The following is a 12,142-nucleotide window of genomic DNA, read 5'->3' on the forward strand; positions in this document are numbered from 1 at the left end:
GGAAACTTCCGATGAGACGCGCCCTTGCCGGCCTTGCTGCCGCAGGTCTTTCGCTACTGCTCGCCGCGTGCGCCACCACCTCGGGCAGCGACGCGCCGCCGCCGGCCGCCACCACCACGATGGCCACCGATGCCTACCACATCGGCGTCGACGACATCGTCCAGGTCTCGGTGTGGCGCAATCCGGAACTGGGCATCACCGTGCCGGTCCGCCCGGACGGCATGATCTCCGTGCCGCTCGTGGGCGATGTGTCCGCCGGTGGCCGCACCCCGCAGGAAGTGGCGAAGGACATCCAGGAAAAGCTGGCCACCTTCGTGCGGGATCCGCAGGTGGCGGTGATCCTCACCGACCTGCGCAGCCATGAGTACCTCTCGCGCGTTCGTGTCACCGGCGCCGTGCGCCAGCCGGTGTCGCTGCCCTACCGCCCGGGCATGACGGTGCTGGACGCCGTGCTGGCCGCCGGTGGCATCACCGAGTTCGCCGCGCCGGACCGCTCCGATCTGCACCGCAAGAGCGCGGAGGAAACCCGCACCTACGCCGTGCGCCTGGACCGCATCCTCAACCGGGGTGACCTGAGCACCAACTACCCGGTCTCCCCCGGCGACGTGATCACCGTGCCCGAGCGGACGTTCTGATGAGCAACAATCCACTTCCCGTCGCCCGCCGCGCGGTCACCGCGCCGCAGGCCGCCGCGACCACGCTGACCCCGAACGAACTGGTGCCGATCCTGCTGGAAGAGGCCAAGCGCAACCGCCTGGCGATGGCTGGAATCTTCGCCGCCATCGCCCTGCTGACGCTGTTCGTCGGCCTGCTGGTGCTGCCCAAGAACTACACCGCGTCCACCACCATACTGGCGCAGGAAAGCGACATCATCCAGCCGCTGCTGGAAGGCCGCGCCGTGGCCACCGAGGTGGTGGACCGGGCCGGCATCGCACGCCAGGTCATCTACAGCCGCAAGGTGCTGGAAGAAGGCCTGAAGGCCGGCGGCTGGCTGGAAAGCAAGCCCACGCCGGTGGAGCAGGACCGGTTGATGGAACAGATCAAGGGTCGCATCGCCATCACCAGTCCGCGCCCGAACCTGGTCCAGATCACCTACCGCGATACCGACGCCAAGCGCACCTATGACGTCACCGAACGACTGGGCGCGCTGTTCATCGAGGAAAGCCTCGCCGCCAAGGAACGCGAAAGCCGCGAGGCCTACGAATTCATCGACAGCCAGGTCACCGACTACCACGCCAAGCTGATGGAAGCGGAGAACAATCTGCGCGACTACCGCTCGGCCAACGCCGACGCCCAGCCCGGCAGCGCCACCGACGCCAACACCCGCATCAGCGCCCTGCGCACCCAGGTCGAGCAGACCCGGATGTCGCTGCTGGAGCAGCGCTCGCGTGAAGGCGCGATTGCCTCCCAGTTGTCGGGCGAATCGGCGGTGACCGCGGTCGCCACCCGCGAGAGCCTGTACCGCGCGCAGCTGCTGGAACTGCAGGGCCAGCTGGATCGCCTGCTGCTCAGCTACACCGAGCAGCATCCGGACGTGGTCCGCATCCGCCACCAGATGGCGGACCTGCAGCAGGCCATGACCAACGAACAGCAGCGCCGCGCACAGGCGCCGCAGAGCAACAGCCCGTTCGACGACACCCAGATGAACCCGCTGTACCAGGAACTGCGCAGCCAGCAGGCGCAGACCCGGCGCGAGGTCGCCGCGACCCAGTCGCGCATGTCGATCGCCGAGTCGATGCTCAACGATGAACTCAACCGCAGCCGCCGCATCGCCGAATCGGAGAGCGCGCTGGCCGAGCTGACCCGCGACTACGAAGTCAACCGCGACATCTATCAGGACCTGTTGCGCCGGCGCGAGAACGCCCGCGTGTCGATGGAGCTGGACCGCGAGAAGCGCGGCCTGACCCTGCGCGTGCAGGACCCGGCGACGATGCCGCTGCGCCCGACCGGCCTGCGCTTCCTGCACTTCGCCATCGCCGGGCTGTTCGTGGCGATCGCGCTGCCGATCGGCCTGCTGTTCCTGCGTGCCCGCTTCGACCCGCGCATCCGCTCCGCCCGCCAGTTGCAGAAGGCCACCGGCCTGGTGCTGCTGACCTCGGTGCCGGCCTACGCCTCGCCGCACGATCGCCGCCTGCAGCTCAAGCGCAACGCGCTGAGCGTCGGCATGCTCATCGTCGTCGTCCTCGCCTACGCCTTGGCCTTCGGGCTGAAGCAGATGGCCGCAGCCTGAGGACGATGCCATGCAACAAGCCACTCTGGAACCGCTCGTGACCCCGGACAACGAACGTTTGCAAGGCGTGCCCAACCGCGCCGACACCGCCCGCTCCCTGGCCCTCATGGATGAACCCAAGGCGCTGACGCCGCGCGAACTCGAGGAACGCCGGCTCATCCACCGCAACGATTCCGTGCGCGAGCAGGCCGATGCGTTCCGCGAACTGCGCACCCGCCTGCTCGGCCTGGGCGGCGAGCGCAACTTCGTCACCCTGGTCGCGCCGATCAACCACGGCTGCGGCGGCAGTTTCGTCGCCCGCAACCTGGCCGCTGCGTTCGCCTTCGACGACAGCAAGTCCGCGCTGCTGATCGACTGCGACGCGCTGCATCCCACCCAGCAAAATGCCCTGCGCATCGACGCCAGCCATGGCGGCCTGATGGACTATCTGGAAAACAGCGAAGGCGACCTGGCGCGGATCATCTACCGCACCGGCGTGCCCCGCCTGCGGCTGATTCCCAGCGGTCCGCAACGCGAGACCAGTGGCGAGGCCTACAGTTCGTTCAAGATGCGGGCGATGGTCGATTCGCTGCGCAGCCGCTATCCCGATCGCTATCTGATCCTGGACAGTCCCTCGGTACTGGGTTCGCCGGACGCGCGCATCCTGTCCGAGTTGGCCGACCTGGTCGTGCTGGTCGCAGGCTACGGCCTGGTGACGCCGGAAAGCATCGAAAAGGCCGTCGCCAGCTTCCCGCACGAGAAAGTCGCTGGCGTGGTTTTCAACCAGATTCCCTGACAAGCAAGGAGCAGGCGCATGCCGATGAAGTATGTGGGAGCCTCGGTCATCACCGCCGCCACGCTCGCCGGGATCTCCGCCGATGCCTGGGCCGCCCGGGTCGACTACACCGTCGATCTGGGCGTGGAAGACAATGACAACGTCACCCTCGCGCCCTTCGATCCGATCCAGCAGCGCTACCTGCGCGCCGGCCTGGGCTTCACCGTCACCGAGAACCTGTCCGCGCTGCAGCTGAGCCTGGGCGGCCGGGTGGAGTACCGTGACTACGAGGACGACGTGTTCAAGGACACCGTCGACGGCACCCTCAACGGACGGATGAACTGGATCGCCATTCCCGAGCGCCTGTTCTTCACCGTCGAGGACAACCTGTCGGTGCAACCGGTGAACGCACTGGCGCCGGATGCGCCCGGCAACCGCCAGCAGGTCAACGTGTTCTCGCTGGGCCCCACCCTGCTGTTCAACTGGAGCCAGGCGCTGCGTGGCCAGGCCGAGTTGCGCTACGTCAACAGCGACGCCGAGATCACCGACGAGTTCAACTCGCAGCGGATCGCCGCCGCCCTGCGCGCGATCAAGGAATTCTCGGCGACCAGCCGGATGTCGGCGAACTTCCAGGCCCAGCGGGTCGATTTCGACAATGACGTCGTCGCCCGCGACTACAACCGCTACGACCTGTTCGCGCGCTACTCGCGCACGCTCGCGCATTTCGAACTGGGCGCGGACGTGGGCTATTCGCGCATCGACTATCGCCGCGGCGAAAGCCGTTCGGACCCGCTGATCCGCCTGGACGCCGAGTGGAACCCGACTTCGCGCAGCCAGTTCACCGCCGCCGTCGCCAGCCAGTTCTCCGACACCGCCACCGACGCGCTGCGCGGCATCGACGCCGACGCGGCGCCCACGGTGCCCGAACATGTCTTGACCGGCGACGCCATCGTCAATGCGTCGCCGTACGAGGTGCGCAGCCTGGACCTGGGTTACCAGTTCACCAGCACCCGCACCAATTTCTCGATTTCGCCGTATGTGCAGAAGCGCAACTACGTGGACTCGGACGAGTTCGACCAGAAGAACCGCGGCGCGCGCTTCGACCTGCACTGGCTGGTCCGGCAGTCGCTGACCCTGGGCACCTACGCCACCCACGAGAAGCTCGAGTACACCGTGCTCAATCGCGAGGACAAGACCACCCGCCTGGGCGCGACCCTGCGTTACGAATGGTCGCGGCACTGGAGCCTTGGCCTGCTGTGGGAGCGCTACAAGCGCGAAAGCACCGACCTCGGCCAGGATGTATCGCAGAACATCGTCTACCTGAGCGTGTCCTATACCAATCGCTGAGGAAACCGCCATGCGCACGCGCCCCTCGCCTTCCACCCCGCACACCTCGCGGATGAAAACCCACGGCCTGCCCAGCGTGTTCCTGCTGGCGCTGGCGCTGATGGCGGCGGCGATGGGCCAGTGCAGCGAGACCGGCGCCGGCCTGCCCGAACAGAAACCCGCCAGCCCGCCACCGCCGGCAGCGCAACCGGCGGCGCTGGCACCGGCCGCGATGGCGACGCCGGGCAAGGACACCCTCGACCTCGAACTGGCGCGCGTGGACCGGCGTTCCTCGGCGTATTCCCGGTTCCGCGACTGGGTGGACGCCGCGGTGGCCGGCAGGCCCGGCTATGCCTTCGCCGCCGGTGATGCCGCGCTGATGTTCCTGTTGGGCGACGGCGCCAAGTACTGCGATCTGGCGGTACGCATGGTCGAGCAGCAGGTGTCCGAAGCCGAGGCGACGATCGCCTCCGGCGGCCGCCCCGCGATCTCCGGGGATTCGTATCTGGAAGTCGGCCCCCACCTGGCCGATCTGGCGATGACCCTGCACGGCTGCCAGGCAAAGATCGACGCCGCGCAACGCAGGCGCTGGTCCGACTACGCCGAACAGGCGGTCTGGAACGTCTGGCATCCGGCGCAGGCGCAATGGGGCGGGAAGTCGCATCCATGGAGCGGCTGGTCGATCGACAATCCCGGCAACAACTACTACTACAGCTTCCTGGAAGCGACCATGTATTGGGCGCTGGTCAGTGGCAACCCGACCTGGATGAAGGAACTGCGCGAGCGCCGGCTGCCACCGCTGCAGGCGTACTTCGCCGGCTTGCCCGGCGGGGGCAGTCGCGAAGGCACCGGCTACGGCGCGGCGCAGATGCGCCTGTTCGGCCTGTACCGCCTGTGGCGCGACAGCACCGGAGAGGATCTGGCCAATGCCAACCCGCATGCGCACGACAGCATCGCCTACTGGGTGCATGCAACCGTGCCGACGATGGATCGCTTCGCGCCCATCGGCGATCAAGCCCGCAATTCGATTCCGGAACTGTTCGACTACCACCGCCGGTTGGTGCTGGAAGCACGCCAGCTCACCCAGGAGCCGAATGCGCTGGCGATGTCGTCCTGGTGGTTGAGCCACATCTCGGTGCCCCGGATGAGCCAGGGCTTCAACAGCCGCTACGATCTGCTGCCGGCCGGCGAAGGCGGTGCCGCGCCGACCGATCTGATCTACCTGGCCGAAGGCGCGGGCCACCTGTTCGCGCGCACCGGCTGGGACAAGGACGCGATGTGGCTGTCGTTCGTCGCCGGTCCCTACAACGAGAGCCATGCGCACCAGGACCAGGGTTCGTTCACCCTGTTCGCGCGCGACTGGCTGGCGGTCAGCGAGAACATCTGGAGCCATAGCGGCATCCAGCAGGGAACGCCGGTCCACAACGTGGTGCGGTTCGAACGCGCCAACGCCGACGCCCAGCAGTGCGCGGCACCGCGCGGCGACACGGTCGTGCATCAATGCGAGTCGCAGCAGTCCCGGTCCAGACTCAACCTGACCCGCAATCCCGACGGCGGCCTGACCGCGACCGCCGACCTCACTCCGGTCTACCGCGGGAATCCCGCGCTGGACAGTTGGCAGCGCCGCATCGATTTCGGCGGACGCAGGCTGCTGGTGCGCGACACCTTCAAGCTGGGCGCGGGCACGCGCGCGATCTTCCAGGTCAACGTGCCGGAGAAACCGCGCATCCAGGGCAACGAGGCACAGGCGGGGCGCCTGAAGATCAGGGTGCTGGAGCCGGCCGGCGCCACCCTGCGCGCGCACGACTGGAGCAGCGTTGACGCGCAGGAGTTCCGGAGCGGCTGGCGGCTGGACGTGGAAGGCGGCGAGGACGGTTATCTGGTCGAACTCAGCGAACAATGATGCGGTCCGTCACAGTTTCTGGCCGGTCATGTGATTAGCCGGTGCCGGCATCCTCACATCTTCGCGACCAAGCCATCTCGAAGCTGAACAAACCCGTCCCGCCGAGGCCGGCATGGACGGCCGAGTCCGTTATGCGGCTATGATGCGCACGCCGTTGCGCGGGTCGATGTGGCTAGGGGGAGCCGCAGCGGGCGATCATCACAGGTCGTGCTTTTCCTTTTTCGCGCGCGGTTTCCTTGCCAGGAGATCCCCTTGTCGCGCATCCCGTTTTCCGGTGTTCCCAGTTCGCCGCGGTCCGTCCGCTGGCGTCGTTTCCTTGTTTCCGTCTTCATCGCCGTTCCGCTGTTGAGCGGATTCGGTGCGGCCGGCGCCGCCGGCCTGTTCGGCCAGCGCGCCCAGTGGACCACGATCCGCGCATGGCAGGATGTGCGCACCGCCGCCGGGCAGATCGCTACTTTCGCCCGCGCTCCGTTCGCCCGCCTCACCGCGCGCAAGCCCGCGGGCAACGGCGGCGGAACGCCCGTCGTTCCTCCCTCCACGCAGGTGCCGGTCACCGGCGGCGGCGGGCTCGCCCAGAATTCTTCACAGCCCCGCCTGGTCGCCCTGCCCTCGGCGCGGCTGTATACCGATCGCAGTTCGACCGCCTATACCCGCTTCAAGAACTGGGTCGACGCCGCGGTCGGCAACGGCGGCACCGGCTACGGGTTCACCGCCAGCGAGGCGGTGATGATGTACCAGCTGTCACCGGAAACCCGGTATTGCACGCTGGCCATCAACATCACCGAGCGCCAGGTGTCGGCGGCCGAGACGGCCATCGCCGGCGGCGGCCGCCCCGCGGTCTCCGGGGATTCCTATCTGGAAGTCGGCACCATGATCGCCGACGTCGCGACCACACTGGACACCTGCGGCAACTTCCTCACCGCCAGCCAGCGCAGCCGCTGGTCCGCCTACGCCGAGCAGGCCGTCTGGAACATCTGGAACTACAACAGCGCGCAATGGGGCGGGCGTTCGTTCCCGTGGTCGGGCTGGTCCACCAGCAATCCCGGCAACAACTACTACTACAGCTTCCTGGAAGCGACCATGTACTGGGCGCTGGCCAGCAGGAGCAGCACCTGGATGAACTTCCTGCGGACCAACAAGCTGCCCGCGCTGCGGGAGTATTTCGCCCGCCTGCCCGGCGGCGGCAGCAGTGAAGGCACCGGCTACGGTACCTCGCACATGCGGCTGTTCTGGCTGTACGAGGTATGGCGCGATGCCACCGGCACGGACCTGGCCTTGGCCAGTCCGCATGCCACCGACAGCATCTACTATTGGGTGAACGCCACCGTGCCGACGATGGATCGCTTCGCACCCATCGGCGACCAGGCGCGCAACTCCGTTCCCGAGTTGTACGACTACCACCGTCGGCTGATGCTGGAAGCCCGCGATCTCGCCGTCAGCAGCGATGCGCGCAACATCGCCACCTGGTGGCTGCGCAACATTTCGGTGTCGCAGATGACCTCCGGCTTCAACTACCGCTACGATCTGCTGCCGGCGGGCACCACACCGGTGCAGCCCACCGAGCTGATCTACCACGCCAAGGGCGTGGGCCATCTGTTCGCCCGCACCGGCTGGGATCGCAACGCGATGTGGGTCGCGGTCGTGGCCGGGCCGTACAACGAGAGCCACGCGCATCAGGACCAGGGTTCGTTCACCCTGTTCTCCCGCGACTGGCTGGCGGTCACCGCCAACATCTGGAGCGGCAGCGGCATCAACCAGGGCACCGACGTGCACAACATCGTGCGGTTCGCCCGCAACGGCACAGTGGCGCGCCAATGCGAGTCGACCACCCGCGCGTCCACCCTCAACGTCACTCCGGGCGCCGGCGGTTCGTTCACCGCCAACGCCAACCTGACCCCGGCGTTCTGCGACAACAGCGCGGTCACCTCCTGGCAGCGGCAATTCACCTTCGCAAATCGCCGTCTGACCGTGCGCGATCAGTTCGCGGTCACCAGCGGCACCACCGCGACCTTCCAGGTCAACGTGCCGGTGGCGCCGACGCTGGTGAACAGCCGCGAGGCCACCGCGGGGCGCCTGCGTGTGCGCGTGATCGAGCCGGCCAACGCCACCATCAACAGCAACTTCAGCTCCGGCAAGTACGTCGAGGATGGCGCGCGCTACCGCATCGACGTGACCGGCGGCACCACCGGCTACGTGGTGGAACTGAGCGAGATCTGATCCGGATTGTCCGTCCCGCCTGCGCGATGCTCAGCCGTTGCGCAGGCGGCGACGCAGATCCAGCAACGGAGTCGGCACGAAGGTGGCCGACCACAGTCCCAGTCCACGCAGCGACATCCGGCTGGCCAGCGCCTGCGACAGCATCCGGCGCGCGCCACGCACGTTGCGCGTGTGCAGCAGGTGCTGGCCGAAGTCGGTGCGGATCGCCCTCAGCTTGGCATCCACCTGCGGTCGCGGCACACCCAGCGAGCGACCCAGCGTGGTGGCGTTGTGCAGTTCCGCGCTCGCGCACCGCTCGACCCGGCTGGTGATGCTGCCGTCGGCCGGCGTGTAGTGCCCGATCCGCTCCTCGCAGGCGAGCACTTTCCAGCCGGCGTGTGCGATGCGCAGCCACAGATGGTAGTCCTCCGCGCCGATCAGCTCGGGGGATTCGTCGAAGCCTCCCAGCGTCTCGAACGCCTCCCGGCGCACCATCGTCATCGACGTGCAGATGCGGTTGCAACGCCACAAGGTGGCGAAATCCATTTCCCGCGGCGGCGCCGGCCGCCTGTCGCGTGCGCTTCCGTGCAGCAGGCCGGCCCGCGGGTCGCGCCCCAGTTCCAGTTGGCGTTCCAGCTTGTGCGGCAACCAACTGTCGTCCGCGTCGAGGAAGGCGATCCATTCGCTTTCACAGTGCCGGGCCCCCGTGTTGCGGGCGGCCGCCGGACCGGCATTGGCCTGGCGCAGCAGGTGGACGCGATCACCATAGCCGGCCAGCACCGACGCCAGCCGTTCGCCGTCCGGCGAACCGTCGTCCACGACGATCACCCGGATGGCGGGCACGGTCTGGGCGAACACGCTGTCGAGCGCCGCCGCGATGGTCGTGGCGGCGTTGTAGGCGGGAATCACGACGGCGCAGGAGGCCATCGCGGTTTCGGTTCTGTTCGTCATTGTCGGGTCAGGTCGCCATGGGCTTGCGCTTCCACAGCGCATGGCGGATGTAGTGGAGCATGTACCAGGCCGCGCGCGGCGTGCTCAGTCCTTCGACCTGGCGGTAGATGCGCCATTGCCAACCGGCGGCGCGCAGTTTGTTCGCGGACACCGAGCCGTTGCGCACCAGGTAATAGGCCAGGGGCTCGTCCTGCTCGACCCGGACCGCGTGGCCGGCGCGGCGCACGCGCTCCAGCCAGAACACGTAGTCCTCGTGCCCCATGCGCTGGAACGCGGCTTCGCCCAGGCGACGGTCATAGATGCCGGTGAGGTTGCCGATGTGGTTGCTGCCCAGCATGCGGCGGTAGTCGACCGACAACGGCGGCGACACCTTCGACAGCAGGCGGCCATCCTCGGCCACGCGCTGGTAGCTGGCGTAGCAGACCTGCGCGCCGGTTTCCCGCATCCGCGCCAGTTGCAGTTCCAGCTTGCGCGGCTCCCACCAGTCGTCGCTGTCCAGGAACGCGACATGGGTGCCGCGCACCGCGCGCAGGCCCGCGTTGCGCGCGGCCGCGACGCCGGCGTTGGCCTGGCGCAGGGCGACCACGCGATCGTCGCGCGCGGCCAGCTCCGCGATGAGCGCGGCCGAACCATCGCGCGAGCCGTCGTCGATCAGGATGAGCTCCACCCGCGCGAACGTCTGCGCCAGCACCGACTCGGCCGAACGCCGCAGGGTCTGCTCGGCGTTGTAGACCGGCATGATCACGCTGACCAGCGCGTCGACGCCGTCCGTCGATGGCGTGGCGGCAAGGGTGTTCACGCCGCGTCCCGGGTGGCCGTATTGCGGCCCGAGCCGGCCCATGACGAACGCGGCGCCGGCAACACGAAGTCGCGGTAGTCGTTGGGGTTGCCTTCGCGGCCCGCTTCGGCGGCCTTGGCGATGTTGTAGGCCTCGCGCGCGCTGACGTAATGCAGCACGTAGCGGCTGCCATCGTTGTAGGCCGTTTCCAGGTGCCGGTGCATGGCGTCCACCGGCGCGCCGAGCAGCGTGTCCATGTCCGCTTCCTGGGTGCCGTGGGTGTGGATCTTGATGAACACCCAATCCGGGCGGCCTTCCACGTGCACGCCGGTGCGCACCCAGGCGTCCACGCGGGCGGAGGTCGGCGGCTGCCCGCCGCGCACGTCGGCGTTCTCGATGCGCGGGATGACGCCCATCCGGCGGTCGCGCCAGTTCAGGCCCAGGGGGCCCTGGATCAGCATCAGATCGCCGCTGGGCTTGCCGCCCACGCGCACCGGGATGCCGTCGTCATGCGATTTGGGCGCGTGCGGATCGTCGGTGGCGTAGTAGATCGAATTGATGATGCGGGTCTGGGTGTCGCTCGGCGCCGAGGGCATGGTGAAGTCGGCGTAGCAGCCCAGTTCGCGCAGCAGGATCAGTTCGTTGTCGATGCCGCACCAGCGGCCGTCGGGGCGCGAATTGTCCAGGCACCAGTTGCCATGGATGAAACCGAAGCGCAGTTCGCCACTGGCCGGATCGCGCGGCAGCGCGCCGTGCCGTTCGTGCAGGATGTGGCAGAAACGGGTGATGCTCTGGCGGAAGTTGGTTTCGGTGTCGTTGTCATGGTGGAGATGCACCTCGATCTCGCCGTAACCGTCGGCACACAGCTCGGCCAGCTTCTCCAGATGCTCCGGCGCGTATTCCTCTTCCGGATAGAAGAAGCTGTGCTGCGGCGGTCGTCCGTCCGCGTCGCGATGGCGCGCGGCCATGTCCCGGTACTCGCGGCACCAGCGGTCCACCCGCGTGCGCTGGGTGGCCAGGTCGGCGCCACGCCACATCGGCTCGAAATGGTCGACGAAGCAGAACATCACATGGACCGGCCGATCGGTGACCCGCGGCGGCTTGCGTCGCAGGTAGCTGCCGATCCAGATTTCCATGTTGCGGGCACGCAGCAGGCGCCAGATCGCGAAGGCGCCGAGCGCCGCGATGGCAGCCAGCACGGCCAATCCAATCAGAACGTTCAAGCTTCCCCCTGTCGTTGCCTGGTCCGGCGTCTGCCGCCACTTCCAACAACGCGGGACGGGGGGCAATCCGGCCAGCGCCGGGGTAGCGCGTGTCAGGCCGTCGTCGGCAACGCGCGCAGCGCGAAACCCGCCGCTTTCCAGCGCGGGATCAGATCCCGCAGCAGATCCAGCGACAGCCGGCTGTCGTCATGCATCAGCACGATTTCACCGGCGCGCACCGGATGCCGGTCGATGGCATCCATCAGTTCGGTCGCCGGCCGCCGGCTGTAGTCCATGCTGTCGTAGGACCAGTACAGGATGCGCCGGCGTTCGCGGACACAGCGGGCGATCATCGGCAGGGACAGGACTCCGCGCGGCGGTCGGAAGCCGTGGTTGTCCTGGCCGCTGATGGCGGTCAGCAACCGGTCGGTGCGACGGATTTCATCGAACTGCTGCCGCAGCGACAGCGTCTCGAAGCGCGGGTGGGAAAACGAATGGTTCCCCAGCGTATGCCCTTCCGCCGCAATCCGCCTGGCCAGTTCCGGATGCCGCTCGATCTGCTGCCCGATCAGGAAGAAGCTGGCCTTGGCGCCGTGCTCGGCCAGCAGATCCAGCAAGGGTGGCGTGTGCTCGGGGTGCGGGCCATCGTCGAACGTCAGGTACAGGCTGCGTCCGTCCACGGGACCTGCCGTGGTCAGCCAGGCATTCGGCAACCATTGCAGGACTTTCAGTCGTCGTGGCCGGGGATTCATGCGGCGGGGGATCCGGATTCGTGGGAGAAGCGATCGACGGACTTGCGGCC

General features: G+C 67.8%; 10 protein-coding genes. 6 read left to right on the forward strand and 4 right to left on the reverse strand.

The genetic code is table 11. From position 1 onward, the window contains the following. Nucleotides 1-11: 11 nt before the first annotated feature. The 6 genes from AC3DEZ_RS05010 to AC3DEZ_RS05035 all read left to right on the forward strand — a co-directional run bounded on the left by AC3DEZ_RS05010 (nt 12) and on the right by AC3DEZ_RS05035 (nt 8,430). On the forward strand, nt 12-635 hold the full coding sequence (locus AC3DEZ_RS05010) for an XrtA/PEP-CTERM system exopolysaccharide export protein (RefSeq protein ID WP_488387245.1): 624 nt from the start codon (nt 12-14) through the stop codon (nt 633-635). Then, on the forward strand, nt 635-2,230 hold the full coding sequence (locus tag AC3DEZ_RS05015) for an XrtA system polysaccharide chain length determinant (RefSeq protein WP_488387246.1): 1,596 nt from the start codon (nt 635-637) through the stop codon (nt 2,228-2,230). Before AC3DEZ_RS05010 ends, AC3DEZ_RS05015 begins: the two co-directional genes overlap by 1 nt. A 10-nt stretch (nt 2,231-2,240) precedes the next feature. Next, entirely contained in the window at nt 2,241-3,005 is a 765-nt protein-coding gene (locus AC3DEZ_RS05020) for a P-loop NTPase family protein (RefSeq protein WP_488387247.1), read from the forward strand. Between the two features lie 18 nt (nt 3,006-3,023). Beyond that, nucleotides 3,024-4,331 (forward strand): hypothetical protein, encoded by a 1,308-nt coding sequence (locus AC3DEZ_RS05025; RefSeq protein ID WP_488387248.1) that lies wholly within the window; start codon nt 3,024-3,026, stop codon nt 4,329-4,331. 10 nt (nt 4,332-4,341) lie between these two features. Continuing rightward, complete coding sequence (locus tag AC3DEZ_RS05030) at nt 4,342-6,213, forward strand: heparinase II/III family protein (protein ID WP_488387249.1); 1,872 nt, start codon at nt 4,342-4,344, stop codon at nt 6,211-6,213. Between the two features lie 345 nt (nt 6,214-6,558). Next, on the forward strand, nt 6,559-8,430 hold the full coding sequence (locus tag AC3DEZ_RS05035) for a hypothetical protein (protein WP_488387250.1): 1,872 nt from the start codon (nt 6,559-6,561) through the stop codon (nt 8,428-8,430). A gap of 30 nt (nt 8,431-8,460) precedes the next feature. On the opposite strand, the gene AC3DEZ_RS05040 is transcribed toward AC3DEZ_RS05035, so the two are convergent. The 4 genes from AC3DEZ_RS05040 to AC3DEZ_RS05055 form a co-directional block, all read right to left on the reverse strand. Further along, nucleotides 8,461-9,360: a glycosyltransferase family 2 protein gene (locus AC3DEZ_RS05040; RefSeq protein WP_488387251.1), complete on the reverse strand. Its 900-nt coding sequence runs from the start codon at nt 9,358-9,360 to the stop codon at nt 8,461-8,463. Between the two features lie 7 nt (nt 9,361-9,367). Further along, nucleotides 9,368-10,159 carry a glycosyltransferase family 2 protein gene (locus tag AC3DEZ_RS05045; protein WP_488387252.1) on the reverse strand — a complete coding sequence of 264 codons (792 nt, stop codon included), beginning with the start codon at nt 10,157-10,159 and terminating at the stop codon, nt 9,368-9,370. Next, complete coding sequence (locus AC3DEZ_RS05050; protein WP_488387253.1) at nt 10,156-11,361, reverse strand: hypothetical protein; 1,206 nt, start codon at nt 11,359-11,361, stop codon at nt 10,156-10,158. Before AC3DEZ_RS05050 ends, AC3DEZ_RS05045 begins: the two co-directional genes overlap by 4 nt. A gap of 92 nt (nt 11,362-11,453) precedes the next feature. Beyond that, nucleotides 11,454-12,092 carry a polysaccharide deacetylase family protein gene (locus AC3DEZ_RS05055; RefSeq protein WP_488387254.1) on the reverse strand — a complete coding sequence of 213 codons (639 nt, stop codon included), beginning with the start codon at nt 12,090-12,092 and terminating at the stop codon, nt 11,454-11,456. Between the last annotated feature and the right edge of the window lie 50 nt (nt 12,093-12,142).

Source organism: Pseudoxanthomonas sp. 134C1 (assembly GCF_057773065.1).